The organism is Daejeonella oryzae DSM 19973, assembly GCF_000422945.1.
Classification (GTDB): domain Bacteria; phylum Bacteroidota; class Bacteroidia; order Sphingobacteriales; family Sphingobacteriaceae; genus Daejeonella; species Daejeonella oryzae.
This window is the reverse complement of record NZ_AUHA01000003.1, coordinates 341,758-366,378: the sequence shown is the minus strand read 5'-3', so window position 1 is coordinate 366,378 and position 24,621 is coordinate 341,758. Positions and strand designations below refer to the sequence as shown.

General features: G+C 37.5%; 27 protein-coding genes. 7 read left to right on the top strand and 20 right to left on the bottom strand.

Translation table 11 applies throughout. The features are described from left to right. The first annotated feature begins 42 nt into the window (after window positions 1–42). The 4 genes from G521_RS0109180 (at window position 43) to G521_RS0109165 (ending at window position 2,654) form a co-directional block, all read left to right on the top strand. A complete protein-coding gene (locus G521_RS0109180) occupies window positions 43–567 on the top strand; it encodes a YciE/YciF ferroxidase family protein (RefSeq protein WP_026898267.1) in 525 nt (174 codons plus the stop codon). 8 nt (window positions 568–575) lie between these two features. Then, window positions 576–1,229, top strand: a complete 654-nt coding sequence (locus G521_RS0109175) for a dienelactone hydrolase family protein (RefSeq protein ID WP_220096060.1) — start codon at window positions 576–578, stop codon at window positions 1,227–1,229. Between the two features lie 4 nt (window positions 1,230–1,233). Continuing rightward, a complete protein-coding gene (locus tag G521_RS0109170) occupies window positions 1,234–1,872 on the top strand; it encodes a phosphoribosyltransferase (RefSeq protein ID WP_026898265.1) in 639 nt (212 codons plus the stop codon). A 113-nt stretch (window positions 1,873–1,985) separates the two neighbouring features. Beyond that, complete coding sequence (locus tag G521_RS0109165; protein WP_026898264.1) at window positions 1,986–2,654, top strand: BON domain-containing protein; 669 nt, start codon at window positions 1,986–1,988, stop codon at window positions 2,652–2,654. A gap of 182 nt (window positions 2,655–2,836) precedes the next feature. Here the strand turns inward: G521_RS0109165 and G521_RS0109160 are convergent, their stop codons facing one another. From G521_RS0109160 to G521_RS0109105, 12 genes are all read right to left on the bottom strand, one after another. Next, window positions 2,837–3,826, bottom strand: a complete 990-nt coding sequence (locus G521_RS0109160) for a zinc-dependent alcohol dehydrogenase family protein (protein ID WP_026898263.1) — start codon at window positions 3,824–3,826, stop codon at window positions 2,837–2,839. A gap of 23 nt (window positions 3,827–3,849) precedes the next feature. Further along, complete coding sequence (locus G521_RS0109155; protein ID WP_026898262.1) at window positions 3,850–4,611, bottom strand: SDR family oxidoreductase; 762 nt, start codon at window positions 4,609–4,611, stop codon at window positions 3,850–3,852. A 140-nt stretch (window positions 4,612–4,751) separates the two neighbouring features. Then, on the bottom strand, window positions 4,752–5,141 hold the full coding sequence (locus G521_RS18500; RefSeq protein ID WP_036678803.1) for a DUF2784 family protein: 390 nt from the start codon (window positions 5,139–5,141) through the stop codon (window positions 4,752–4,754). Between the two features lie 25 nt (window positions 5,142–5,166). Further along, window positions 5,167–5,655, bottom strand: a complete 489-nt coding sequence (locus G521_RS0109145; protein WP_026898261.1) for an NUDIX domain-containing protein — start codon at window positions 5,653–5,655, stop codon at window positions 5,167–5,169. 41 nt (window positions 5,656–5,696) lie between these two features. Continuing rightward, window positions 5,697–5,945: an acyl carrier protein gene (locus G521_RS0109140; protein ID WP_026898260.1), complete on the bottom strand. Its 249-nt coding sequence runs from the start codon at window positions 5,943–5,945 to the stop codon at window positions 5,697–5,699. After that, window positions 5,942–7,165, bottom strand: coding sequence for a dihydrolipoamide acetyltransferase family protein (locus tag G521_RS0109135; protein WP_026898259.1), 1,224 nt, complete (start codon window positions 7,163–7,165; stop codon window positions 5,942–5,944). Before G521_RS0109135 ends, G521_RS0109140 begins: the two co-directional genes overlap by 4 nt. After that, window positions 7,158–8,153 carry an alpha-ketoacid dehydrogenase subunit beta gene (locus G521_RS0109130; RefSeq protein ID WP_026898258.1) on the bottom strand — a complete coding sequence of 332 codons (996 nt, stop codon included), beginning with the start codon at window positions 8,151–8,153 and terminating at the stop codon, window positions 7,158–7,160. The genes G521_RS0109135 and G521_RS0109130 overlap by 8 nt, the downstream gene beginning before the upstream one ends. 44 nt (window positions 8,154–8,197) lie before the next feature. Continuing rightward, on the bottom strand, window positions 8,198–8,635 hold the full coding sequence (locus G521_RS0109125) for a DUF5655 domain-containing protein (RefSeq protein WP_026898257.1): 438 nt from the start codon (window positions 8,633–8,635) through the stop codon (window positions 8,198–8,200). Then, the gene (gene pdhA / locus G521_RS0109120; RefSeq protein ID WP_036678964.1) at window positions 8,619–9,620 is read right to left on the bottom strand and encodes a pyruvate dehydrogenase (acetyl-transferring) E1 component subunit alpha; all 1,002 of its coding nucleotides are present in this window, start codon (window positions 9,618–9,620) and stop codon (window positions 8,619–8,621) included. The genes G521_RS0109125 and pdhA overlap by 17 nt, the downstream gene beginning before the upstream one ends. Before the next feature lie 5 nt (window positions 9,621–9,625). Beyond that, window positions 9,626–11,371, bottom strand: coding sequence for an acetate--CoA ligase (gene acsA / locus G521_RS0109115; protein ID WP_026898255.1), 1,746 nt, complete (start codon window positions 11,369–11,371; stop codon window positions 9,626–9,628). A gap of 8 nt (window positions 11,372–11,379) precedes the next feature. Further along, window positions 11,380–11,769, bottom strand: coding sequence for a hypothetical protein (locus tag G521_RS0109110; protein ID WP_026898254.1), 390 nt, complete (start codon window positions 11,767–11,769; stop codon window positions 11,380–11,382). Between the two features lie 66 nt (window positions 11,770–11,835). After that, the gene (locus G521_RS0109105; RefSeq protein WP_026898253.1) at window positions 11,836–12,474 is read right to left on the bottom strand and encodes a class I SAM-dependent methyltransferase; all 639 of its coding nucleotides are present in this window, start codon (window positions 12,472–12,474) and stop codon (window positions 11,836–11,838) included. Window positions 12,475–12,744: 270 nt separating this feature from the next. On the opposite strand from G521_RS0109105, the gene G521_RS0109090 reads away from it, so the two are divergent. Then, on the top strand, window positions 12,745–13,866 hold the full coding sequence (locus G521_RS0109090; RefSeq protein WP_026898252.1) for a baeRF3 domain-containing protein: 1,122 nt from the start codon (window positions 12,745–12,747) through the stop codon (window positions 13,864–13,866). Between the two features lie 126 nt (window positions 13,867–13,992). Here G521_RS0109090 and G521_RS0109085 read toward each other — a convergent pair whose 3' ends face one another. Continuing rightward, entirely contained in the window at window positions 13,993–15,480 is a 1,488-nt protein-coding gene (locus G521_RS0109085) for a Do family serine endopeptidase (RefSeq protein ID WP_026898251.1), read from the bottom strand. A gap of 166 nt (window positions 15,481–15,646) precedes the next feature. On the opposite strand from G521_RS0109085, the gene ftsH reads away from it, so the two are divergent. Then, on the top strand, window positions 15,647–17,641 hold the full coding sequence (gene ftsH, locus G521_RS0109080; RefSeq protein ID WP_220096058.1) for an ATP-dependent zinc metalloprotease FtsH: 1,995 nt from the start codon (window positions 15,647–15,649) through the stop codon (window positions 17,639–17,641). Window positions 17,642–17,692: 51 nt separating this feature from the next. Here the strand turns inward: ftsH and ppsA are convergent, their stop codons facing one another. From ppsA to G521_RS0109040, 7 genes are all read right to left on the bottom strand, one after another. Continuing rightward, on the bottom strand, window positions 17,693–20,077 hold the full coding sequence (ppsA, locus tag G521_RS0109075; RefSeq protein ID WP_026898249.1) for a phosphoenolpyruvate synthase: 2,385 nt from the start codon (window positions 20,075–20,077) through the stop codon (window positions 17,693–17,695). A gap of 20 nt (window positions 20,078–20,097) precedes the next feature. After that, on the bottom strand, window positions 20,098–20,916 hold the full coding sequence (locus tag G521_RS0109070) for a universal stress protein (RefSeq protein ID WP_026898248.1): 819 nt from the start codon (window positions 20,914–20,916) through the stop codon (window positions 20,098–20,100). A 162-nt stretch (window positions 20,917–21,078) separates the two neighbouring features. Beyond that, window positions 21,079–21,471: a VOC family protein gene (locus G521_RS0109060; RefSeq protein ID WP_026898247.1), complete on the bottom strand. Its 393-nt coding sequence runs from the start codon at window positions 21,469–21,471 to the stop codon at window positions 21,079–21,081. Between the two features lie 5 nt (window positions 21,472–21,476). Continuing rightward, window positions 21,477–21,737 carry a hypothetical protein gene (locus G521_RS0109055; protein WP_026898246.1) on the bottom strand — a complete coding sequence of 87 codons (261 nt, stop codon included), beginning with the start codon at window positions 21,735–21,737 and terminating at the stop codon, window positions 21,477–21,479. 280 nt (window positions 21,738–22,017) lie between these two features. Next, a complete protein-coding gene (locus G521_RS0109050; RefSeq protein ID WP_081675045.1) occupies window positions 22,018–22,560 on the bottom strand; it encodes a VOC family protein in 543 nt (180 codons plus the stop codon). A gap of 161 nt (window positions 22,561–22,721) precedes the next feature. After that, a complete protein-coding gene (locus G521_RS0109045) occupies window positions 22,722–22,904 on the bottom strand; it encodes a hypothetical protein (protein WP_026898244.1) in 183 nt (60 codons plus the stop codon). Between the two features lie 22 nt (window positions 22,905–22,926). After that, on the bottom strand, window positions 22,927–23,424 hold the full coding sequence (locus tag G521_RS0109040) for a hypothetical protein (protein WP_026898243.1): 498 nt from the start codon (window positions 23,422–23,424) through the stop codon (window positions 22,927–22,929). Between the two features lie 205 nt (window positions 23,425–23,629). Between G521_RS0109040 and G521_RS0109035 the strand changes: the two genes are divergently transcribed. Continuing rightward, window positions 23,630–24,604 carry a GlxA family transcriptional regulator gene (locus G521_RS0109035; RefSeq protein ID WP_026898242.1) on the top strand — a complete coding sequence of 325 codons (975 nt, stop codon included), beginning with the start codon at window positions 23,630–23,632 and terminating at the stop codon, window positions 24,602–24,604. Window positions 24,605–24,621: the final 17 nt, after the last annotated feature.

Genomic DNA, 24,621 nt, shown 5'->3' with positions numbered 1-24,621 from the left:
TTGATAGGAAATGTAGATTTGTAGGAGTTAACAACAATTATTATGGCAGATAACAATTCAACCCTCGCCAACCTGCATAATCTTCTGGATTATGATGCCAGCAAGTTTATCAGTGCAGAAGTCCAGTTAAAACACAGTTTGCCTGAATGGACTAGCAAGGCAAGTTCTCTTAAGCTTAAGGCTGTGCTTCAAAAATATTTGGATTATGTACAGGAGCATATTCAAAAAATGGAAGATTTTTTCGAAGAAGAAAAGATCAGTTCATTGAGTCTGACCAACCGGGTGATGCATGCATTTATTGAGGATGCAGAAGAAAAGCTTTCATTCTGTGCAGATCCTGATGTAAAGGATGCCTGTCTGTTAGCAAGTATACAGGGTATAAATCATTTTAAAATAAGCGCTTACGGAACTGCTGCAGCTTTTGCAAATACGCTGGGTATGGATAAAAAAGCAACGGTTTTTCATGAAGCAGAAGTGAATGAAAAGCAAATTGATGACAGATTATCACAGCTAGCCGAACATGAAATAAATCAGAAAGCAAAAGCTACCATCATTTTACCAAAATAAAAAAGCCCATGGAAATGCTGCTGCATAAAACTGTAAGCATATATCTGGATGATATATTATTAAAGGGAGAATTGTGTATCCCCGCGAAAGCGCAGGCAATTATTATTTTTTCACATGGCAGCGGCAGCAGCAGGTTAAGTGTGCGTAATCAAATGGTTGCTACATATCTTCAACAAAAGCAATTTGGAACACTTCTATTTGATCTGTTGACCGAGGAAGAGGATCAGGATTATTCTAACCGGTTTGATATAGATCTTTTGAGCTCACGATTAATTGGCGCAACACAATGGCTGCTAAAAGTACCGGCTGCAAAAGATTGCCGGCTCGGATTTTTTGGCGCCAGTACAGGCGCAGCATCCGCTTTGCAGGCTGCGGCTCAGCTCCCCGAAATTATTGCAGTGGTTTCAAGAGGTGGCCGCCCGGACCTGGCATCTAAGAGTGATCTCCATTCTGTAAATGCAGCAACCTTGCTGATAGTTGGCAGTCTTGATAAAGAAGTACTTAATTTGAACAAAGAGGCATTCTCACAGTTGAAGTGTGAAAAAAGATTAGAAATAGTTGAGGGTGCCTCTCATTTATTTGAAGAGCCCGGCAAAATGGAAATTGTTTCAGAATTAGCGGCCAGCTGGTTCGAAAAATATTCAGTGAGGGTTAATGTTTAGCGCCATGTTTCGCGACCGATTAGAAGCTGGCCTGCTTCTGGCAGAAAAACTGAAGAAATTTAAAAATGATCCTGGAATCGTTTTAGCGGTACCACGCGGAGGTGTTCCTGTTGCTTACATCGTTGCAAAAGAATTAAACTTTCCAATTGAAGTAATTCTTACAAAAAAAATCGGCCATCCAAGAAATAAAGAATATGCCATTGGTGCCGCCAGTCTTACAGATTACTTTGTAGTTCCTCATGAAAATGTAAGTGACACTTATATTAAAGAGGAGGTGGAAAAAATTCGGAACAGATTAAAGGAAATGTATTCGAGGTTTATGAGTAATAAAAAGACACAAAATCTACAGGGAAAAACTGTTCTGGTAATTGATGATGGTATAGCTACAGGCAACACGCTTTTGGGAACTGTAAATATGTTGATTAAGAGCAAGCCGGGAAAAATTGTGATAGCTGTTCCGGTAGCTTCTAAAAGTGCTGTTTTAAAATTATCGAAAGTAGCAGATGAAGTTATCTCACTACTGATTCCTGATGAATTTTATGGAGTAGGGTCCTTTTATGAAAATTTTGACCAGGTAAGTGATGAAGAAGTTGTGATTTATCTGGACAAGATAGGCAAAATGAAAAAGTTGGCTGATGGCTAATGACTTATGATGAATATCAATTAACACTCTGACAGCTCTCATATTAATTCCTTTTGATTTTCTTGTCCTTTGATACAAGCAAAATTCATTGATTAACCTTTAATTTTTTTGTTATGAAAAGCGATAATGAAATTCAAAAGAATGTAATGGAGCAATTAAAATGGGAACCATTCTTAAATGCTTCGGAAATTGGGGTAGCCGTTAAAAACGGAATCGTAACTCTATCAGGGCAAGTTGATACGTATTCTAAAAAACTTGCAGCAGAAAATGCCGCCAAAAAAATTGCGGGCGTTAAAGCTATAGCTGAGGACATACAAATTGGTATATCACCGGCATATCATAAATCTGACACAGAAATTGCCGAAGCTGTATTAAATGCTTTAAAATGGCACACGGCCGTTCAGGATGAGAAAATAAAAATTAAAGTTGAAAACGGCATCGTAAAACTTGAAGGTGAAGTTGAATGGGAGTTTCAACGCAATAAGGCAAAAACTGCTATCGAAAATTTAAACGGTGTACGCTCTGTAATTAACTTGATCAGCATAAAGCCAAAGGTTTCTCCAAAAGATATTGAGCAAAAAATAAGCGCTGCCTTTCATAGGAGTGCCACTATTGATTCCAGTAAAATCACTGCGGAAGTATTGGGAAACAAAGTCATTCTTCGGGGCAAAGTTCGTTCCTTCACCGAAAAAGAGGATGCAGAAGATGCCGCATGGGCAGCACCGGGTGTTTTGAGTGTTGATAGTCATTTAGAAATCGAAATGCCTGAATACGCATTTTAATTGCTGTCTGCTATTTTTAATTTTAAAGAAGCTGCTTCAACTTGGATGCAGCTTCTTTATTTTTTTATATATACACTATGATGGTAAACCGGAAAATTCAAACATTTTACAAACTGGAATTATAAACCTTAGATTTTAAAAACTACAAAAGCTAATCTTAGAGATCATTTAAATATTTAATGTCAATGAATTGAAAGCACTGCTGCCCCTTGTATATTGCCGTTTCTTAAATCGTTTAAAGCTTGATTTGCATCTGAAAGTTTATACGATATAATTCGAGTAGTCAGAGAAATTTTTGTTAAAATTTTAAAAAAATCATCCCCATCTTTTCTTGTTAAATTGGCTACGGAATGGATGCTGCGTTCCTCCCATAAAATATCATATGTAAAAGACGGAATATCTGTCATGTAAATTCCCCCGCAAATAACCATCCCGGCCTTATCAGTATCCTTCAGGGCTTTAGGTATCAAACTTCCCTCAGGAGCAAAAATAATGGCTGCATCTAACTTTTCTGGAGGAGATTGCGAGGAATCGCCCGTCCAGAAGGCGCCTAGGTTTGCGGCAAATTGTTGTGCATTTATATCTCCAGGCTTAGTAAATACAAATATATGTTTGCCAAGATAATTTGCAATTTGAATGATGATATGGGCGGCAGCACCAAATCCATAAATACCTATATTAACTGCTTTTTTATTAATCATGTTGTAAGAGCGAAAACCAATAAGGCCGGCACATAACAAAGGTGCTGCGGAAGAGTTTCCATATTTCTCAGTAAGTTTAAAACAATATTGCTCATTTGCAAGAGTATATTCAGCATAACCCCCATCAATTGTGTAGCCTGTAAATTCCGCATTAGAACATAGGTTTTCATTTCCTCTTAAGCAATACTTACATTTACCACACGTGTAACCAAGCCAAGATACGCCCACATAATCTCCATTCTGCACATTTTTCACCCTTTCGCCAATCCTCACAATAATTCCAATAATTTCATGTCCGGGAATAAGTGGTAATTTAGGATGTTTAAGATCTTCATCTACAATATGAAGATCTGTTCTGCAGAGACCACAGGCAATAACCTTGATCAAAACCTGCTCGGGCAAAGGCACTGGCACCGGAACTAATTTAAGGACAAGAGGAGTATTGGTTATCTCTAAAACCATTGCTTTCATAAAGGCTGGCAGCTGCGTTGCCATTATACAGCAGAATAAGCACCATCAACCGGCATGGCAATGCCTGTAATAAATGATGCAGCCTCAGAGCATAGCCATACAACGGCTTCTGCTACTTCTTCCGGATTTCCCATTCTGCCAATGGGTTCCATTTGTATATATTTTTTCTCCACTTCTTTATCTTTACCGGTAACCCGGTCAATCATAGCGGTATGGATAACCCCCGGGCAAATTGCATTTACCCTGATACCTAGTTTTGCATACTCAAGAGCAGCAGTTTTTGTTAAACCTACAACTCCATGCTTGGAAACGGTATAAGCCGGCAAACCTGCAAATCCATTTAAGCCGGCTATAGATGCACAGTTAATAATTACTCCTTTTTTATTATTGAGCATATGCGGAATTTCAAACTTCATACACAACCACACTCCTTTTAAATTAACGCTAATTGTCTTGTCCCAGTTCTCTTCTGAACACGCATGTGTTATTGCATTATGCCCTTCAACACCTGCATTATTAAATGCATAATCTATCCTGCCGAAAGTGGAGATAGTTTTATCAATCATGTTCTGAACATCATCAGAATTAGAAACATCACATTTAACAAATATGGCTTCACCGCCTGAACTTTTAATCAGGTCATTTACATTGTCTTCCTGATTCTCAAGCCAATCGGCAACAACTACTTTTGCGCCCCGATCTGCAAAAGCTAGTGCAGCAGCCCGGCCTATACCAAAACTGCCGCCTGTAACAATCGCGACTTTCCCGTCAAATATCTTTTCCATCTGAATCTGTATTTAGTTTTCTGATATGTTAAAAATTATTTTGGAAGGAGTTTAAAGCTGATTGCTACGGTCATTTCATGATTAAAAATAACATGATTTGGTATCTTCACTAATGATTATCATCAGTTTGGAAGATGATATTAAAGATATTTGTGTATGATTTTTAAAATGTAATTTTTAAAATTTACCCAAACACTCAATATAAAGCTTAACAAAAACATAAGAAGGGTAATAGTATCAACTATATCTTCCTTCAGATTTAGTGACGTTGTTTTAAGTATCAGGAAATGAATATAAGAATTGGAACTATCCTCAAAACCCAATTTTTCTCTGACAATCCAATGCCATTCTGTACAAAAACAATAGCCCCAGCCATACCATATACCTAATACAAACCACGAGAATGCAGTTAGAATAATGGCTGCTAGATGAACTTTTCTTGTCTTTGGGAAAATCCAGCCAAAAATATTGAAGACTGTAAACACGGTATGAAAAACAAAGAAAAATATATTAAGAAATTCATACCACATTTTCTAAATATAGGAACAAACCAGGTTATGAAATCTGCTTACCTACAGAAAGTAATCCGGGCGTTTTTGATTCCAGCTCCTTAATCAATGGGATCTGAGCCTGAAGAATTTTGTTTTTTGCTTCATCCATATTAAACCAGGCTGCTTTGTCAATTTCGGGGAATGATTTTTTGACACCGCTTTTTGGCGGCCATTCTAATTCAAACGAATTGCTTTTAATTTCATCAACATTGCAATTACCGGCTATGGCCCAGGCATACACTATTTTTCCGCTTCTTTGCTTTACAGGATTTAATTCTATAAAATCTCCTGATATCTGCAAACCTGTTTCTTCTTCCATTTCCCTTATTGCCGCTTTAAGCGGATCTTCATGATTTTCGAATAAACCTTTCGGAATAGACCAGGCTCCGGCATCCTTTTTTTCCCAGAATGGTCCGCCCGGATGGACCAGCAATACTTCCAACACATTATTTTGGAAACGATATAACAGAATACCGGCGCTTTTTTGTTTCATTTGGGAAAGTGCTTTGAATTTGCAATTTAAGTTATGATTGTTTATTTAAATTGTTTATCCTGGATATAAGTGGTCAGATTTTTTAGCGTTTCAATTTTGCCATAATCTTCTTCCGGAGTTTGAATACCGAAATGCTCGTCCAGCGCAATCACAAACTGTAAAGCATCATAGGAATCAATTTCTAATTTCTGCCTGATCAGATCATCAGGCATAAGGCTTTCCGGTTCCGAGTCGGGAGCAATCTGTTTTAATAATTTAAAAATGATTTGCTTGATTTCGAGTTCTGTCATAAACTTTCTGGTTCTAATAAATACTTTTTTACGGCCATTAAAAAGCGGCTTCCGGTTGCACCGTCAGTTGCACGATGATCTGCTGACAATGTTATATTAAGCACAGGCCTAACCGCCAGCATTCCATTTTCTGCCCAGGCTTGTTCTGTAATACTACCAATACCGGCAATGGCTACCTGTGGAGGATAAATAACACCGTAAACAGTTTCAGCATTTTTCTCCCCAAGACTCGTAACTGTAAAAGTAGATTCGCTCAATTCAGAGCTTCTCAATTTCATTGCCCTTGCTCGGGGTATAATATCATTCAGACTATTCATGATTTCATCAATCGAAAGATTATTGACATTATGGATAGCCGGAATCATCAAGCCACCCGTCCTCAAGGAAATCACAAAACCAATATTAATTGCTTCTTTATGTTGTAAACCGTCTGCCCAATAACTATTGAGATCCGGAAATTCGACAAGAGCTTTTGAAATGGCTTTTAAAATTAAAACTACGGGCAGTAAACGTTGCTTTAATGTGCGTTTTTTATTTGCATCCATCAGCCATGCTAATGCCTTACTCATGTCGATTTTAGTCTCCAAATAATAATGCGGTATTTCACGATTGGATTTACTCATGGCAGCAGCTACGGCCATACGAATACTTTCTGTGGATGCCCCTTTCTTGATTTCTATGGATTCAGCTTTCTGATCAGGAAGCTGATCCGACACAATATTCGCTCCAGCAAGCGGGGCCATTTGTTCAATAATGGCTTTCTCTACGTCTTCTTTACTGATGGCACCGCCTTCACCAGAGCCTATAATCCTGGTCAAATCGATTCCTTTATCCGCTGCAATTTTCCTTGCAAGGGGCGAGGCTTTTATCCTGTGTTTTGGTTCGGGGGTTTCAGGTATTCCAACAGCTTTAACAACTTCTTTAGGAGTGGTTGTCTCAGAAACTTGCTCCATAACGGGCTTTTCCAAATGATGAATCACTTCATTAGATCCTGCAATTAATGCCATAACTGTTCCCACCGGTACTTTTTCATTCTCCTTAATCAGCAATTCTGCGATTGTTCCTTCATCAAATACTTCAATGTCAATTAAGCCTTTTTGGGTATCCACCATCGCAATAATATCACCTCTCTTAACAATGTCTCCAGGCTTCACCAGCCATTCAACCAAAGTGCCATCCTCCATGTCGGCCCCAAGACTGGGCATTTTAAATTCAACCATATTGAAGCATTTTTTTTACCTGGTTAATAATATCTGATGTTTGAGGAAGAGCTGCATCTTCCAAATGTTTAGGATATGGAATAGGAACCTCTACTCCACTGAGTCTTTGAACGGGTAAATCCAACTCGTAAAAAGCATTCTCCATAATTCTTGCACTAATTTCTGAGGATACATTTAGAGAAGCCCAGGCATCTTCAACAAGCAATACTTTATTTGTTTTTTTAACAGATGTTAATATGGTGCTATCATCAATTGGTCGTAATATCCGCAGGTCAATTACTTCTGCATTAATCCCCGCAGTCGCAAGCTCCTTTGCTGCATCCAATGCTTTGTGAATACAAGCGCCATAAGATATAATAGAAATATCAGTTCCCTGCCGAAGTACTTTTGCCTTTGTAATATCTACGGCTCCTGCAGTCGTTGGTATTTCGGCTTCTTTGTTCAACAAAAAAGTGTATTCAAAAATAATTACCGGATCGGGATCATCCAGAGCGGTTAATAACATTCCTCTTGCGTCTTCATGCGTTCCGGCAGCTAAAACTTTTAAACCGGCAATATGTGCAAATAAGGGCTCCCAACTATGAGAATGCTGCGCTGCCAATTGCCGACCGATACCACAGCCCATTCGTATTACAAGAGGCACATTGAATTGCCCCCCGGACATGTGTAATAATGTAGCCGCATTATTTGCAATCTGATCCATTGCCAGCAAACTAAAATTTACAGTCATAATTTCCACAATTGGCCGCATACCACTTAAAGCGGCACCTATCCCGGCTCCCACAAATCCGGATTCAGATAAGGGCACATCCATAATTCTTTCGGAACCAAACTCCTGCAAAAGTCCTTTACTTACTGCAAAGGCTCCGCCATAATGACCTACATCCTCCCCCATTAGAAAAATATTTTCATCTTTTTGCAGAGCCTCGCGAATACCTTGTTTAATTGCTTCCCGATAGGTAATTTTTATGAAATTGCCAGTATTCATGAATTTTACTTTTTAAACTGAACTTATATATTTGTACAGAATGCCTATCCTGCTTTTAAATTAAATTTAGAATAGGCTTCCCCTATCCAACCCATCAGCTCTTTATCAATTTCCTCTGCTTCAAAAATATCCACATGATAGAGATAGCGGTGAGCAGACATCTGAATAGACTTTTTAATTCGTTTATTTTCAATTAGACGGCTTAAACTAAAGTCAACTCTGATTTTATTCCGAAAAACTTTGACAGCCGCAAATGTGTTCACATTAACTAAGTGAATGCAACATTTGAGCGATTCTATTTTAAAAGAAACCAAACTCTTATTTACTGCACTTTTAAATTCTTCAAATAATATTTTGCCCGTAGGCTTATTATGAAAATGTTGTTCTAGTGCGAAAATCCTACAAGAATTGGTTTGTCCATTTCGGTGGAACTGGCGGCTAAATTTAGGACATCTCCATAATTTTTCAGATTCTTGCTTCACTGTAAACAAATTTTTTTAGATCTTCTACAGGCTCCCAGGTTCCTTTTTCCGCAAACTCAACAGCTTTTAGTACCTCTGATTCTATTTTTTCATTTATTTCGTCTATATCTTTCAATGAAATAATATCCTGGTTGGACATCAGATTTTGAAGCTGGGAAATCGGATCCTTTTTTTTCCATTCTTCCACTTCACTTTTATCACGATAAAGTTCTGCGTCAAACATGGAATGAGCCCTAAAACGGTAAGTATTGCAAACCAACAGAAAAGGTTTGCCGGCGGTTCTCACTTTTTCAATTGCTAATTTTGCAGCTTTTTGAACCGATAAGACATTCATTCCATCAACTGCTTCGGTTTCGATTCCATAAGCAGGACCTTTTTTTTCTATTTCAACTACCGAATGTGAATAGCGGATAGCGGTACCCATCGCATACAGATTATTTTCGCAAACAAATAATACCGGCACACTCCACAATGCAGCAAGATTCATTGCTTCATGAAATTCTCCTTCTGCGGCAGCTCCTTCCCCAAAAAAACAACAGGTAATATTATTTTTCTTTTGTTTTTTGGATGCCAGAGCCATACCAACAGCCATTGCTAAATGACCCGCAACAATTGCATTTCCGCCATAAAATTTTGTTGCGGCATCAAATAAATGCATAGATCCGCCCCGGCCACGACTGCAACCCTGCACTTTGCCGTACATTTCTGCCATAATAGATCCGGGATTAATACCACGAGCAAGTGCATGACCGTGTTCACGGTAAGTACTAAGCAAATTATCATCGGCAGTCAAATTCTGAATTACACCAACCGCTACGGCTTCTTCTCCTACATACAAATGCAGAAAGCCACGTATTTTTTCTTTGCTGTACAACTCTGCGCTCTTTTCCTCAAACCTTCTGATCAGTTTCATCTGATAAAGAAGCTGAAGCCCGCGATCACGGTCAGATGCCGTTAAAATTTGTATTTCAGTTTCCTGATCCATCACAATCATGTTTGTTCCAACGTGGATAAATCTCCTTCCGGCAATCCCAATTCTCTTGCTTTTAGCAATCTGCGCAAAATTTTCCCGCTTTTAGTTTTGGGTAATTCGGTCACAAAGTCGAGTTGTTTGGGAGCAACAGCAGGTCCTGATTTTTTTCTGGCAAAGCCGATAATATCGAGCTTCAGTTTATCATCAGCAGGAAATCCGGTTTTCAAAACCACAAATGCTTTAACCAGTTCTCCAATCATGGAATCAGGTTTGCCAATTACAGCCGCTTCGGCTACTGCCGGATGTGACATTAATACACTTTCGACCTCAAAAGGTCCAACCATGTGTCCCGAAGTTTTTATGATATCATCTGCTCTTCCCACAAACCAGAAGTAACCATCTTCATCTTTGCGGGCTAAATCACCGCTTAAGTACCAGTTATCACGAAAGCATTTTTTATAGCGTTCCTCATCATGCAGGTATCCACAAAACATGGAAGGCCAGCCTTTTTTTAGAACCAGATGCCCTTGTTGTCCAGGCTCGGTTATCAACCTGATATCATGCTCAGTAATTTCAGCAATTGCAGCTTCCACTCCAGGCAAAGGTTTTCCCATACTTCCGGGTTTCACTTTCATGGATGGATAATTAGCAATCATAATTCCCCCGGTTTCTGTTTGCCACCAGTTATCCAGAATAGGAAATCCAAAGGTTTTTTGTCCCCATAATACAGCATCAGCATGCAAAGGTTCACCAACGCTGCAGATTAAGCGCAAGTGCTCAAGATTATACTTTTCTGTAGGTTGAAAGTCAATCCGCATTAATCTGCGGATAGCTGTAGGGGCAGTGTACCAAACAGTAACTTTCTGTTCTTCAAGAATTGAATACCACCTTAAGGCATCAAATTCTTCTTCATCTACAATATTGGTAACTCCATTTATTAGCGGAGCTAAAATTCCGTAAGAAGTACCTGTTACCCAGCCGGGATCGGCCGTACACCAGAATATATCTCCCTGATGTAAATCTAAAACATACTTTCCGGTAATATAATGCATTAATGCGGCACCGTGCACGTGTAATGCCCCTTTGGGCATACCCGTTGTACCACTGGTAAAATGAAGTAACGCAGGATCTTCCCTCCGTGTAGGTGGAATGACAAATGTATCATCAGCTGCTTGCATGAGTCGGGTAAGTGACAATACTTTGTTATCTAAATCCCTATTTTCGTCTGTTAATAAAATGAATTGAATAGATGGAAGCCTGGCAAGGAGTTCTTTTACTTTTTTCTCGAACAAAATTTTTGTTGTAATCAGCACCTTAGCATCTCCTTTAAATAAACGCTGAAATATGGGTTCAGGACCAAACACGGAATAGAGCGGGCAAAATACTGCTGTTGTTTTTAAAGTTCCTAATGCAGAAATATATAATTCAGGAATTCGACCTGTCAAAGAAAACACCCTTTCGCCTTTTTTAATTCCGAGATTGATTAACACATTTGCAAATCTGGAACTCAGGTTTTGAAGTTCCAGGTAACTAAAATCCTTTGAAGTTTTATCTTTCTGTATACAGCGAATTGCTACCTGGTCTTTAATTTCCCCATTGGCATGGCGTTCAATAGCTTGATAGGCAATATTGCAGCCTGTTTTTTCAGCATGACCATTCATTAACTGCCATTCACGATCCCAATTAAAAGAATTCTTTAAAAATTCATAATCACTCAAATTAGGCGTAACAGATGATGTACCTATTTCTAATGACTTTTTCATAATTCATTTTATTTCTTCAAGGTCTCTGATAAAAAATGATAGCAGTCAAATTTCACATCAATGTATTCCTTTTCAATGGTATACATCTCACGCCGCAATTCAGCCTGGGTAGTTTCTATAGTATTGTTTATAAGAATATTATCCACCAGGCTGCTGTCTATTTTTAATTCAGATTCCTGCTGCTCAATTCGGTATTGTAACTTTCGGAATCTTTCGGCCACCTGATTTAGTAAAATCTGGTGATCTCCTACTTTCTTCGCTATATCAACTATACTATTGCGCCTGATTACATCAAGCAGCTTATTTTGAAGATCGTCAATTTCCTCTTCATAAAAAGTTATTGCATCATTCCAATCAACCATTTCCTCTGAATAATACTGTGCAATATTTGTGGCCATATTAATTGATTTTTTATATGAAGATTATGATTTACAGAGGAACCTTGCCTGCTGATAACTATTAAATTAACTTCTGATAGCTTTAATTAGAACAAATGAACCTTCACCATAACCAGGTTTTGCGGTTTCTACTTCTTTAATATCATCCAATGCATTAAAAAGTGTTTGGGAAGTTTCAAGACTTTTAAATCCGAGTTTTTTCAATTCAGAAATCACTCTGTTTGGGCTGTAAAAATTAGCTTTTTTGTAAAATATACTTTCAGATTTACGCTTTTCATAATATTTACCAATCAGACTGTCTTTATCTATAAAACCAACAATTAAGGAACTACCATTTTTTAAAACCCGTTTAGCTTCTTTAAAGGCAGCAGAAAGATTTTCAAAATAACTGATGCAGAATATCATCAGCACAAAATCAAATTGCATATCCTTATAAGGAAGGTGTTCTGCTGAAGCCGGCAATACTTCTATTCCTTTTTTGACAGCTAAAACCCGCATCTTGGGAGTAGTCTCCACTCCTTCTTTAATTCCTAATTCTTTAGCAAATCGTCCTGTACCCAAAGCCACTTCAATACCACGGAGGTTATCGCCGCCAGGCACAAAATCCAAAACGGCCTGAACTTCACTTTGAAATACATAAGGATATTTCGTAAACCATTCTTCGTATTCGGCTACATGATCGTTAAAAGAAAGTGCCTGTACCATACTAAAGCTTTTAAATGATTTTTTAAAGCTATCTACTCCATTTACCAGTATCAATGATTGTTATTAGCTGAATATATGATGCTAATCAAAGCAGTTGAATTCATTTAAAATAAGAACCGGTGTGATTTCAAAATCAGAATTTAATTCATCCGCATATTTTATTTTTCTTACCTGTGATAGCAATCATGCTTGTACTTGAGCGCTATCATTCATCATTAAAAATTGCGGTTTTATCTTTAATCATGTTTTATAATTATAAAGGATTTTATTATGAAAACTGAATCCATCGAATTGCCGGCCATGCAAAAAGAAAAAGGAAGTATTTGTGTGTCAGTTATTGTTCCTACTCACCGGCTATCACCCGAAAGAAGAGCAGATCAATTAGAAGTGGAAAAAGCAATTAAGAAAGCTAAAGATTTATTGACGTCGAAGTTTAAAAATTCAGATATAAAACAGTTACAACAGTCATTGGATGATTTATTTGAAAGCATCGATTTTACAAAAAATTTAGAAGGATTGGGAATATATGTTTCTCCCAAAATCAATCGTGCGGTACATTTTCCCTTTCCGGTAGAAGAGAAAATTATGGTTGCACATAAATTTGAAATGAGGGAACTCCTATATTATTCTAGTTATGAGCAATCATACATGGTTTTGTTGCTTAGCGAAAAGGGGTTGAAACTATTTGAAGGCTCTTGGGATGAATTAAATGAGATTGAAGATCAGAATTTCCCAAAAGAGTATGTAGAAGAATATGATTATAGTACCCCAAGCCGGGGAACTTCTTTTGCCGGACAGGCTCAATTAAAAAGTTTTGAGAAAGATAAAGGAGAACTGGAAAGTATCAGATTTAAAGATTTTTTCAAATCTGCTGATGAATTATTGACGGAGTATCTCAAACCTGATAAAGCCCTGATATTAATGGGCGTTGAAAAAGAACTGGCCTGGTTTGAAAAAATAACCAAACACAGTCAGAATATAATCAATAAAATACAGGGGAGCTATAATTATTCAAATCCCAAAGAGCTCAGTGATATTGTTTGGCCCGTAATGCGTGAGCATCTGGATCAGGAAAAAGAATTATTAATAAAAGAATATTCCGAAAAAATCGGTGAAGAAATGGGCGTCAGTGGCATTCAGGATATCTGGCAATCAGCACAGGAAGGAAAGGCTTTTAAACTTCTGGTAGAAAAAGATTACCGCTGTCCCGGATATGTTGATACTGATGAATATCTTCTGTATCTGGATCAGCCGGAAACTCCGCATAAGGTTTTGGATGATGCAGTTGATGAGTTGATTGAACTGGTTTTACAAAAAAACGGTCAGGTTTATTTTACAGAAAATAATCAGCTTAAAGATTTTGGGAGAATGTTATTAATTACAAGGTACTAATATTAAAAATTTCGATGTGATCCGATTAATTATAAACTTTATAACATCATAGATTAATTAATTTTAATAGCTCTTTTATAATTGGGATATTAATTTCTAGCTTAATTTATCGATATTATTTTTCAACTATAAGCTGAAGGCGTAATAATATGCACCTGAGAATCCTGGATAGATTCCTTCTATCAAAATGCCACCTTTCTTATTTTCAAGCATAGCAGTAAATTCAGCTTCATTCGCCACCTTTTTACCATTAACTCTTATGATGATAAATCCTTGCTTAATATTAGTATATTTCTGAATAACACCTTTACTGATATGTACAACTTTTACACCTCCGGAAAGTTCTAATTCACTTTTTTCTCTTTCAGAAATATTCTGAATCTCAATTCCAAGCTTATTTAATATTGCGCTCTTTGTATCAATGCTGGAAATTGATTCTGCTTCAGATTTTAATATTATTGGTATAATCTTCTCTTTTCCTTCCCTTATAAGAGTTAGTTGTAACTTGTCCCCGGGGCGGTGTCTAGCAATAATTTCTCGCAATTGTGGAGATGTTTCAACAGGTCGATTATCAATTTTTATTATGACATCATTTTTTTGAACTCCTGCTTGAAGGGCGGCACTGTTTTTATATAAGTTTTCAACAATTACACCTTTAGTGATTTTTAATCCCATAACGGCGGCTTTTTCACCGTCTAAATCGCTAATAATAATTCCAAGATATCCACGCATTACCCTGCCATATTTCATTAAATCATCTATAGTTTTCTTCACAATTTCTACAGGAATAGCAAAGGAATAGCCTGCGTAAGATCCTGTTGGCGTAGCAATAGCTGCATTTATACCTACTAATTTTCCATATATATCCACTAATGCCCCTCCGCTATTACCACGATTCACAGCTGCATCAGTTTGAATATAAGACTCAACTGCCGACTGATCAGTAAGTATATTTATATTTCTGGCTTTGGCGCTAACAATACCTGCAGTAACAGTAGAAGCCAGGTTGAATGGATTTCCAACAGCTAAAACCACATCACCAACCTCCACTGAGTCTGAATTACCAAATTCAATAAAATCTAAATTTCTTTCGCTGATTTTGAGTAGTGCTAAATCTGTTGAAGGGTCTGTTCCAATAATTTTCGCTTTATAATTGCGCTGATCATGCAATACAATTTCTATGCTTTCCGAATCATTCACTACATGATTATTAGTTACAATATATCCATCAGAACTTACAATTACCCCTGATGCACTGCCCATTTGCTTATTAGGTATGCGATTTTCCGGAGAAAAATATCTTCGTAAATACTCATCACTTCCAAAGAAATCTTTAAAAAAGTCGGGAATTTCTTGCTCAGCGTTATACGTAAAAACAGATTTTATATGAACAACCCCGGGTGTAGCTTTCTTGGCAGCATATCGAAAATTAAAGGTTTCTATTGTTGGTTTTTGGCTAGGTTGTCCGTTTTTGTTTTTTAAAGCCTGCTGTTGCTTTGCCTGAAAGGAAACAAAGTTTTGATCCCCTCCAATTAAATCTTTCTTGTCATTCAGGCCATTACATCCAGTTAATGAGATGCTGCTCAGGAGAATTAATACGCAAAACTTCCACATAACTCATTTTACAATCATCCAAATAAAATTGATTGTTTTTACATTAATTATAAATGATTTCAGTCATTGAAATTGCTGATCACCTTAATCGCAATGCTATTGCAGCAAATCAGCTATATTACTGATACCGATCATTAAAGATGCCCCCATAACTTATAATCTTTATATGATGAACAGGAATAGTAATAGGAGATCCGGTCAAAAAAAATATAGAGATAACCTGCCCAAGAAGCCTGTCAATCTTTGGTGGATTTATCTTTTTATACTTTTTTTAATTTCCCCATACCTTTTCACCGATTTAAATGAAAAAAAAGAGATCACATGGCTGCAATTTGAACAGCACATACTCAATCGAAAAGCTGTTGAGCGTATAGAAATAATAAATAATGAGATCGCCGAAATTTACATAAAGAAAGAATTTGCCAATGATCATTATTTTAAAGAAGTGATGAAACCTATTTTTGGCAGTAATGCTAATCCAGGTCCTCATTACACTATAACAATTGGATCAGTCGAATCCTTTGAAAGAAAACTAGATGAAGCACAAAAGAACTTCATCCCAAGTGAAAAAATACCTGTCAGTTTTATTAAAAAAACAAATTGGTTATGGAATATCTCTGCATGGCTGATTCCTTTTATTTTGACAATTATTTTATGGAGTTTTCTAATTAGAAAATCCGGAGGATTAGGAGGAGGAGCATCTGCATTTAATTTCGGAAAATCAACAGCAACATTAATTGATAAAGAGAAGAGCACCTTAACTTTTGATGATGTGGCAGGCCTGGATGAAGCTGAAATGGAAGTAAGAGAAATTGTAGATTTTCTTAAAAGTCCTGAATCGTTTACGCGACTTGGAGCAAAAATTCCTAAAGGAGTAATTTTAGTGGGGCCGCCGGGCACGGGCAAAACTTTGCTGGCAAAAGCAGTTGCCGGAGAAGCACAGGTTCCATTTTTTAACATTTCGGGTTCTGAATTTGTTGAGATGTTTGTAGGTGTGGGCGCTTCAAGAGTTCGCGATTTATTTAACAGAGCGAAAGAAAAAGCTCCATGTATTGTTTTTATAGATGAAATTGATGCCATCGGAAGATCACGTGGAAAAGGAGCGTTTTTAAGCGGAGCGAATGATGAAAGAGAAAGCACCCTCAACCAATTACTGACTGAAATGGATGGATTCGGAACGAATAGCGGGGTTATTGTTCTTGCAGCAACCAATCGTGCAGATATGCTTGATCCCGCCCTGCTCAGACCCGGAAGATTTGACAGGCATATTTATTTAGAGCTTCCTAATATGAAGGAAAGAGAAGAGATTTTTAAAGTTCATTTACGAACGCTGATATTGGATGATACTATTGATACCCATTTTCTTTCGGCACAAACTCCGGGATTTTCCGGAGCTGATATTGCCAATATTTGTAATGAATCTGCATTAGTTGCAGCCCGTAAGAAGAAGGAGAATATAGGTAAACAGGATTTTCTGGAAGCTATTGACCGGGCAGTTGCCGGTCTTGAAAAGAAAAGCAAGATCATCTCAGTGGAAGAGAAAAAAATTATTGCTTATCATGAGGCCGGTCATGCTGTAGTAAGCTGGCTCCTATGCAGTGTAGATCCTTTGGTAAAAGTTTCAATAATTCCACGGGGCAAAGCATTAGGTTCTGCCTGGTATTTACCTGAAGAAAAACAATTGCGCAGTGAATCAGCATTTACCGAACATCTATGCGCAACTCTTGGCGGCAGGGCATCAGAAGAGATCATCTTTGGCGAAGTTTCATCTGGAGCATTGGACGATTTAGAAAAAGTTACCAAAGAAGCATATATGATGGTTGTATATTATGGTTTTAATAAGAAAATAGGCAATGTAAGCTTTTATGATTCTACAGGTCAGCGAAATGAAGCAATACAAAAACCATATAGCGAAGAAACTGGTAAATTGATTGATGAAGAAGTTAGAAAGCTTGTTAATGACGCATATGAAAGAACCAAGAAGCTGTTAAGATTAAACAGAGAAACCTTACAAAAAGTGGCTGAACTGCTACTTAAAAAGGAAGTGATTTTTAAAGAAGATCTTGAGATGATTTTAGGCCGCAGACCCATTGAAAAATCGAGAATTACAAAAGTCAGAGATAAGATTTCAAGCGCTGAAAAGAATACTGCTGAGAATTAATATAGAGACATAAACTCAGATGTAAATAGAATCAGAATAATTACAAATACTTTAACCCACAATCTTTAATTTAAATTCAGCCAGATTAATATTTTCGATTCCTTTTAATAAAGCATCGGGATTAAATGAGATACTGTTTATGCCCTGCTGAACCAGAAACTGAGCATATTCAGGGAAATCGCTGGGAGCCTGTCCGCACAAACCGATTTTTACGCTCGCATCTTTGGCTTTCCGAATCATGGAAGCAATCATCTCTTTAACAGCTTCATTTTGTTCATTAAATATATCACTGATAATTGCCGAATCGCGGTCGATGCCCAATGTAAGCTGTGTAAGATCATTTGAACCGATAGAAAAGCCATCAAAGATTTTTGCGAATTTATCGGCAAGAATTATATTACTTGGAATTTCTGCCATCACATATACTTCAAGATTATTTTGACCCTGCTCAAGGCCAAATTTTTTCATTACCGCAATTACTTTTTCACCTTCTTCAAGCGTGCGGCAGAAAGGAATCATCACTTTCACATTTACTAAGCCCATCTCCTCCCTGACTTTCCGTATGGCTTCACACTCCAGCCTAAAACCTTCCTTGTAAAGTTCGTTGTAATACCTGGATGCGCCTCTAAATCCAATCATTGGGTTTTCTTCATGAGGTTCGAAATCTTTTCCGCCAATGAGATTTGCATATTCATTGGTTTTAAAATCGCTCATTCTTACAATAACATCTTTAGGGTAAAAAGCTGCAGCGATGGTAGCTACGCCTTCAGCAAGTTTATCAACAAAAAATTTTTCTTTATCAGGATAGTAATGAGTAATCTCCTGAATTTTTTGTTTTACCGACTCATCTTTCAGCTCATTAAAGTTGATTAACGCCATCGGATGAATCTGAATGGCATGAGTAATAATAAATTCAATCCTCATCAATCCTACTCCATCATTGGGATAAAAGGATAATGAGAATGCTTTTTCAGGATCACCTGCTATAAGCATTACCTGTGTAATTTCCGGTTTTTTAATATTAGAAAAATCCAGTTTGGTTTCCTCAAACTGCACCTCTCCGCGATAAACAAATCCAGTTTTGCCCTCACAGCATGATACAGTAATCATCTCTCCGTCGGCAATATTTTCGGTTGCATTGCCGCAGCCCACTATTGCAGGTACGCCCAATTCCCGGGCAACTATGGAAGCATGGCTTGTTCTTCCGCCTTTGTTAGTTATAATGGCTGCAGCATTTTTCAAAATCGGATCCCAATCCGGACTGGTTAAATCCGTTACCAAAATTTCTCCTGCAAGTAACTTATCCGATTCCTGGGGAGATTTCAGAATTCTGGCAATACCACTTGCTATTTTCGAACCGATTGCTTCGCCCCTGGCAAGTGAAATTCCCTTGTTTAACAATTTATATTCCTTAATCAGCAATGGATTTCTACGAGAGTGAACCGTTTCCGGCCTTGCCTGAATGATGTATAATTTATTATTGATGCCATCCTTAGCCCATTCAATATCCATTGGTTTTTGATAATGCTCTTCAATAATTAAAGCCCAGTTAGCAAGCCGGGCAACCTCTTCATCAGTCAAAACAAACTGTTCTCTTTTTTCCCGGGGCGTATCAATATTAATCACCGGATTATTTTCATCTTCACTATAAACCATGGTCTTCGTTTTTTCGCCCAGTTTTTTCTGAATGATGGCATTTTTATGCTGAACAAGGGTGGGCTTAAACACAAAAAATTCATCCGGCGTGACCGTACCCTGAACTATATTTTCTCCAAGGCCCCAAACTCCGCTTAAATGAATAATATCCCGGAAACCCGATTCGGGTTCCAGTGTAAAACCTACGCCTGAAGATGCTTTATCAGAACGAACCATTGTTTGCACACCTACAGATAGTGCTACTTTTTCATGTGCGAATCCATTGTCCTCGCGATATTTGATTGCCCGGTCAGTATAAAGAGAAGCATAACATTTTTTTACCGCATGAAGCAGAGCTGATTCCCCTTTTATATTGAGATAAGATTCATGCTGACCGGCAAAACTTGCCTGCGGCAAATCTTCGGCAGTAGCGCTGCTTCGTACCGCAACTTCTAAAGAGCTATTGCCGCACAATTCTTTATAAGCCTTAATAAAAGCAAGCTGAAGATCTTCAGGCAGCGTGGCGTTTAGTAAAAGTTGCCTCGCAGCAGAACCGGTTTCACGAAGGTTGGAATAGTTTTTCCTGTCTAAATCCTCCAGCAACCTGATCAATTTTGAAGGAAGAGAATTAAATTTCAGAAATTCTTCAAATGCCCGGGCTGTGCTGGCAAAACCGTTCGGCACTTCTATACCCTTTAAAGAAAGCTTCGAATACATCTCACCTAAGGAAGCATTTTTACCTCCAACCCGGGGAACATCATCGATAGTTATTTCGCTAAACCTCAGGATATAAGAATTCATTTACTGACAATTAAATGAATTTAATGATGAATTGAAATCACTGGCACATGACTATGCAAAACCAGGTTTTTTGTATGACTTTTATGAACCAGTTTTTCCATTAAAGTATGTCGTTTGGGGATGATTATAAGCAGATCAAAATCGTTTTTTTCGGCAAAGTTCATTATGCCCTCATCCGTATTGTCATGCGTTATCAAATGATACTCTGGTTTTAAAGGAGCAAGTAATTCCTGCAGCATGCCTGATTCAAAAACGATTTCTGGTTTGTATTCCTTGTTCTTCCCGGTGTTGATCACATGTAACTCTGCTTTAAAATCATTTACCATACTTTTAATTTCATCCAAAGGAATAGTGTCTACAACATTATCAAAATCGCAGGCAAGTCCTATTTTTTTTATAGATGAAAATTTGGCATTTGATGGTACAGCAATTAAAGGCCAGGTTAAATTCTGCATAGCATATACAGTATGACTTCCAAAAATTAAGCGATCGGCGGCTGTTGTGCCCTGACTTCCCATAATTACAGTATATGGGTTAACACGTTCGCAAACTTCTTTTAATTCCTGAAAAAATACTCCTGTTCTAACTTCCGCATGAACACTTAATTTTCCATTGGTTTTAATCTTTAATTGCTCTCGAAGCTTATGTAGGAAATTCTCAGAATCCACAAGCAGACTATCCTTGGTTAATGCAACAGGTATTTCATAATAAATTACAGGAGTTTGATATATATGAAGCAGCAATAATTCTGCATTTACAGATAAAGCCATATCAGCTGCATAATTAGCAGCATTCATTGCAGAAGGAGAAAAATCGGTTGCCAGAATAATTGTTTTCATAAAAATGAATTGGAGTTTAACCTGGCGCATTTCATTAATCCAACCCAGGATTCAGAAATTCCGGTTCCCGGCAGGGCATCTTCTGTTACACGCTTACAACAAAAATACTCGGAAAGCATCTTTCAAAATACTGATTATCATCATTTGCAACGTTGATTATCCTCATAATGATTTTTCAGCATCTTCGATTATGCTTAGGATGTTTCCAGCCGGATCTTTAAACCAGGCGATAAGAGGCCCGTTTCCCCTTAAAATTCCCCTTTCATCTGTTTTAAAATTCGCGAGATTATACTTTTCGAAAACGATTCCAAGTTTCTCTAATTCGCTAACCGTTTCTTCAATATTTCCTACTGGAAAATTAAGTATGGTAAAACTTGCAGGAGAATGATCCGGTTTTGGATAGATGATAATATTATTGCTGCCTGATATCTGCAATTCCAATATACCCATGTCATTTTCGGATACTTGTAAACCAAGTTTTTCTGAGTAAAACTGCTTAGCTTTTTGCAAATCATTTACAGAAAAACTACTAAATGCTTTTGAATTTTTAAACATGACTATTATAATTGAAGGTGCTTATTAAACTTTTGCCAATGATTTATCTCGTCAGGTAAAATTTCTAAAGTATATCCCAGGCTATTCAAAAAACTGATTACCAAAGAAGATTGTACCAATCCTTCCCTGGATTCTACCCGCAAAATGCGGTCACAATCTTCCAGGTCGAAATTAGCTTCATACTCTATAAATGTTTTGTGAATTTGGTCGATCAGGAAATTAGCCCTGAGCTGATCAGTAACATTTGTTTTAAAAACTTCAACCATTGCCTATTTAAATTTGCAGATATTATTCGCCACAATTAATTTTTAACCCATTGATTCCAGAGCATGAGTTGCGATCAGTATATTCTCTTTTTCTATTGGTAAAGTAACGTGCATAATTTTCTCCTGCTCTTCAGGTGTAATTCTAACTGTCTCTGGAAATTCCCTGAATGTTGAAGCATAATAAAATCGCTGCCAAATAACCGACTTATAAAAATTAAAAGCTTAAATCAGGATTGAATTTAAACATGGTTTGAATTCGATTTTAAGATTACTATTTGTTTTATGATCCTTGCAGATATGCCTCTTTTAATCCTTTTATATCAATCTTCTTCATTTTAAGCATGGCATTCATAACATTTTGTGATTTTACAGGATCCGGGTCATTCAACATTTCTCCTAAAGCATTTGGAATAATTTGCCAAGAAATACCAAATTTATCCTGTAGCCAGCCACATTGCTGCACATTACCACCTTCAGAAAGTTTCTCCCAGAATTCATCAACCTCCTGCTGGGTTTCACATTTGACAAAAAACGATATGGCCGGAGAAAAGGAAAACATGGGACCTCCATTTAACGCATAGAACTCTTGTCCATCAAGCTGGAAAATTGCCGACATTATCGAGCCCTTAGGTCCCGGGCCGGCTTCTCCATAGCGACTTATTTTCACAACTTTTGAATTCTTGAAAATTGAGGTGTAGAATTTCATAGCTTCTTCTGCTTGGCCATCAAACCAAAGAAAAGGTGTGATTTTCTGAACTTTGACAGAGGAAGTGTCTTCTTTAACTTCTGGCCCTGAAATTTTTGCTGTGGTGATTGTTTCCATCGATTTTATTCTTAGTTATGCTCTGACAAAACTTTAACCTGTTCTAATGCTTTAGGCCGGGTCTCCAAGAAGTAATCTTTAAACTCTACTACCAAAGACCTAATCTCATCTTTCATTGAAGCCGATAATTGTCCGTTGATCCCGCCCATTTTTTCACATCATCACTTTTCCATATCCTCTACTCCATACTTTACAACACCAGAATACTTGAATGACATAGCTTGGTACGGTTTATTCAAATTCATCACTTGTCCATTTTCTATAACTTGTATGCTGAGAACATCCCAACCTTTTTGTTTAGGTGAGTTAATACTCATAGAAAAATTTTCTTTTCCATAATCCATAAGGAAATCAGTATATATTTATTTACATATATTTCATAGCAGGATATCCTAATAAGCGTCGCCATAAAGCGATTTGTCCGATGCAATTGGCTTCCCTGTAAATAGTGAAGGTAATGAGCTCAAAATAAGTCATTTTCATTCCGGGCATCATTTCAAATGAACTATCAAGCTTTTCTTCACCGGCATTAACTAAGGCATCTTTTAAAACCGGACTTATCTTTTCCCAGTCATCCTTAAATTGCGACAATGGCGGATAGGTTATATTATCCAGAATGCCCTGATGATCCTTAAAAAGATCGAACGCCTGCTGTTTTAAGGTGCTTCCAAACAGAGCTGCAAGCTCATACCGTTCCTGAACCAAACTGCCTGTAAGCCAGGCAATATGATTCGCTTTTGTATTCAACCGCTGATGTGCATCGGAATCAGAGATTCCATCAAGAGCACTTATCAAATACCTGGAATGCATATCATATAAAATAATATGAGAGTGCATCCTGCTAACAGCTGTAATTGTTTCCATATCAAAAGAATTTAATTCGATGATCTAATTTACAGATGAACACGCAATTATAGAGGGTGTAAATACGGCAATCTAGGGTGTTGATTGCGACAATATTTAATTTTAATTTTAATGCATGGAGAGCTTTTTCACTGGTTAAGCAACAGTTTCTATGGATTGTCTTTTCATATTATAAGTGTTTATTATTTATTGTAGATATAACCTCATGAAACATATTTCTGTGCTTCTGCCAAAAGGCGCCGCAGCATTAAGCTGCATTGAAGGTCCTTATACTTTATTTAACAAAACCAACGACTTTTTAAAAAGCATGGGAAAACCGCCCCTGTTTCATTTGCAGCTGGTTGGTCTGAGCCCTGAGCCCCAGGTTTACAACCGACTTTTTAAAGTGTATCCGGATCTGCTTATAGAAGACGTTCAGAAAACAGATCTGATTATTATTCCTGCCGTAAACGGAGACATGAAAAGTGTAATCAGTTTAAACCGGGATTTTCTTCCCTGGATAATCCATCATTATAAAAACGGAGCAGAGTTGGCCAGCCTATGTGTGGGCTCTTTTATATTGGCATCTACCGGGTTATTAAAAGGTAAAAAGTGCGCAACTCACTGGCTGGCTGCCAATGATTTCAGAAAAATGTTTCCGGATGTAAACCTTGTATCCGACAGAGTTATTACCGATGAACAAGGGATTTATTCAAGCGGAGGAGCCAATTCTTACTGGAACCTGCTGCTCTACCTGATCGAAAAATATACTAATCGTGAGGTGGCCATACTTTGCTCGAAATATTATGCAATAGAAATAAACCGCAACAGCCAGTCACCATTTATTCTGTTTACAGGCCAAAGAGATCATCAGGATGAACAGGTGAAGAAAGCACAGGAATTTATAGAGAAAAATTTTCAGGAAAAAATAACCGTCAACCAGTTATCCGGTCTGTTTGCATTGGGCAGGCGCAGTCTGGAGCGAAGATTTAAAAAAGCTACTTCCAATACAGTTTCAGAATATATCCAGCGGGTAAAAATTGAAGCCGCAAAGAAAAGCTTTGAAACGAGCAGAAAAAATATTGATGAGATAATGAGTGATGTAGGCTATTCGGACGTGAAATCATTCAGAACAATTTTCAAAAGACTTACAGGTTTGTCTCCGCTGGAGTATCGTAATAAATACAACGCTGAAATTTAAATAATTCAGATACAAAA

Excerpts from the sequence above, each read along its gene's own strand:
- G521_RS0109040 (WP_026898243.1), bottom strand. The coding sequence starts at position 23,424 with ATGGAAACAATTACAGCTGTTAGCAGGATGCACTCTCATATTATTTTA.
- G521_RS18500 (WP_036678803.1), bottom strand. The coding sequence starts at position 5,141 with ATGTGGTATGAATTTCTTAATATATTTTTCTTTGTTTTTCATACCGTG.
- G521_RS0109155 (WP_026898262.1), bottom strand. The coding sequence starts at position 4,611 with ATGGAAAAGATATTTGACGGGAAAGTCGCGATTGTTACAGGCGGCAGT.
- G521_RS0109090 (WP_026898252.1), top strand. The coding sequence starts at position 12,745 with ATGAAAACTGAATCCATCGAATTGCCGGCCATGCAAAAAGAAAAAGGA.
- ppsA (WP_026898249.1), bottom strand. The coding sequence starts at position 20,077 with ATGAATTCTTATATCCTGAGGTTTAGCGAAATAACTATCGATGATGTT.
- G521_RS0109135 (WP_026898259.1), bottom strand. The coding sequence starts at position 7,165 with ATGGTTGAATTTAAAATGCCCAGTCTTGGGGCCGACATGGAGGATGGC.
- G521_RS0109105 (WP_026898253.1), bottom strand. The coding sequence starts at position 12,474 with ATGGTACAGGCACTTTCTTTTAACGATCATGTAGCCGAATACGAAGAA.
- G521_RS0109060 (WP_026898247.1), bottom strand. The coding sequence starts at position 21,471 with ATGTTTAAAAATTCAAAAGCATTTAGTAGTTTTTCTGTAAATGATTTG.
- G521_RS0109175 (WP_220096060.1), top strand. The coding sequence starts at position 576 with ATGGAAATGCTGCTGCATAAAACTGTAAGCATATATCTGGATGATATA.
- G521_RS0109070 (WP_026898248.1), bottom strand. The coding sequence starts at position 20,916 with ATGAAAACAATTATTCTGGCAACCGATTTTTCTCCTTCTGCAATGAAT.
- acsA (WP_026898255.1), bottom strand. The coding sequence starts at position 11,371 with ATGAAAAAGTCATTAGAAATAGGTACATCATCTGTTACGCCTAATTTG.
- G521_RS0109180 (WP_026898267.1), top strand. The coding sequence starts at position 43 with ATGGCAGATAACAATTCAACCCTCGCCAACCTGCATAATCTTCTGGAT.
- G521_RS0109050 (WP_081675045.1), bottom strand. The coding sequence starts at position 22,560 with ATGGAAACAATCACCACAGCAAAAATTTCAGGGCCAGAAGTTAAAGAA.
- G521_RS0109130 (WP_026898258.1), bottom strand. The coding sequence starts at position 8,153 with ATGAATACTGGCAATTTCATAAAAATTACCTATCGGGAAGCAATTAAA.
- G521_RS0109145 (WP_026898261.1), bottom strand. The coding sequence starts at position 5,655 with ATGAAACAAAAAAGCGCCGGTATTCTGTTATATCGTTTCCAAAATAAT.
- G521_RS0109045 (WP_026898244.1), bottom strand. The coding sequence starts at position 22,904 with ATGGATTATGGAAAAGAAAATTTTTCTATGAGTATTAACTCACCTAAA.
- ftsH (WP_220096058.1), top strand. The coding sequence starts at position 15,647 with ATGATGAACAGGAATAGTAATAGGAGATCCGGTCAAAAAAAATATAGA.
- G521_RS0109085 (WP_026898251.1), bottom strand. The coding sequence starts at position 15,480 with ATGTGGAAGTTTTGCGTATTAATTCTCCTGAGCAGCATCTCATTAACT.
- G521_RS0109170 (WP_026898265.1), top strand. The coding sequence starts at position 1,234 with ATGTTTCGCGACCGATTAGAAGCTGGCCTGCTTCTGGCAGAAAAACTG.
- G521_RS0109165 (WP_026898264.1), top strand. The coding sequence starts at position 1,986 with ATGAAAAGCGATAATGAAATTCAAAAGAATGTAATGGAGCAATTAAAA.
- G521_RS0109035 (WP_026898242.1), top strand. The coding sequence starts at position 23,630 with ATGAAACATATTTCTGTGCTTCTGCCAAAAGGCGCCGCAGCATTAAGC.
- G521_RS0109160 (WP_026898263.1), bottom strand. The coding sequence starts at position 3,826 with ATGAAAGCAATGGTTTTAGAGATAACCAATACTCCTCTTGTCCTTAAA.
- pdhA (WP_036678964.1), bottom strand. The coding sequence starts at position 9,620 with ATGGATCAGGAAACTGAAATACAAATTTTAACGGCATCTGACCGTGAT.
- G521_RS0109140 (WP_026898260.1), bottom strand. The coding sequence starts at position 5,945 with ATGACAGAACTCGAAATCAAGCAAATCATTTTTAAATTATTAAAACAG.
- G521_RS0109055 (WP_026898246.1), bottom strand. The coding sequence starts at position 21,737 with ATGGTTGAAGTTTTTAAAACAAATGTTACTGATCAGCTCAGGGCTAAT.
- G521_RS0109110 (WP_026898254.1), bottom strand. The coding sequence starts at position 11,769 with ATGGCCACAAATATTGCACAGTATTATTCAGAGGAAATGGTTGATTGG.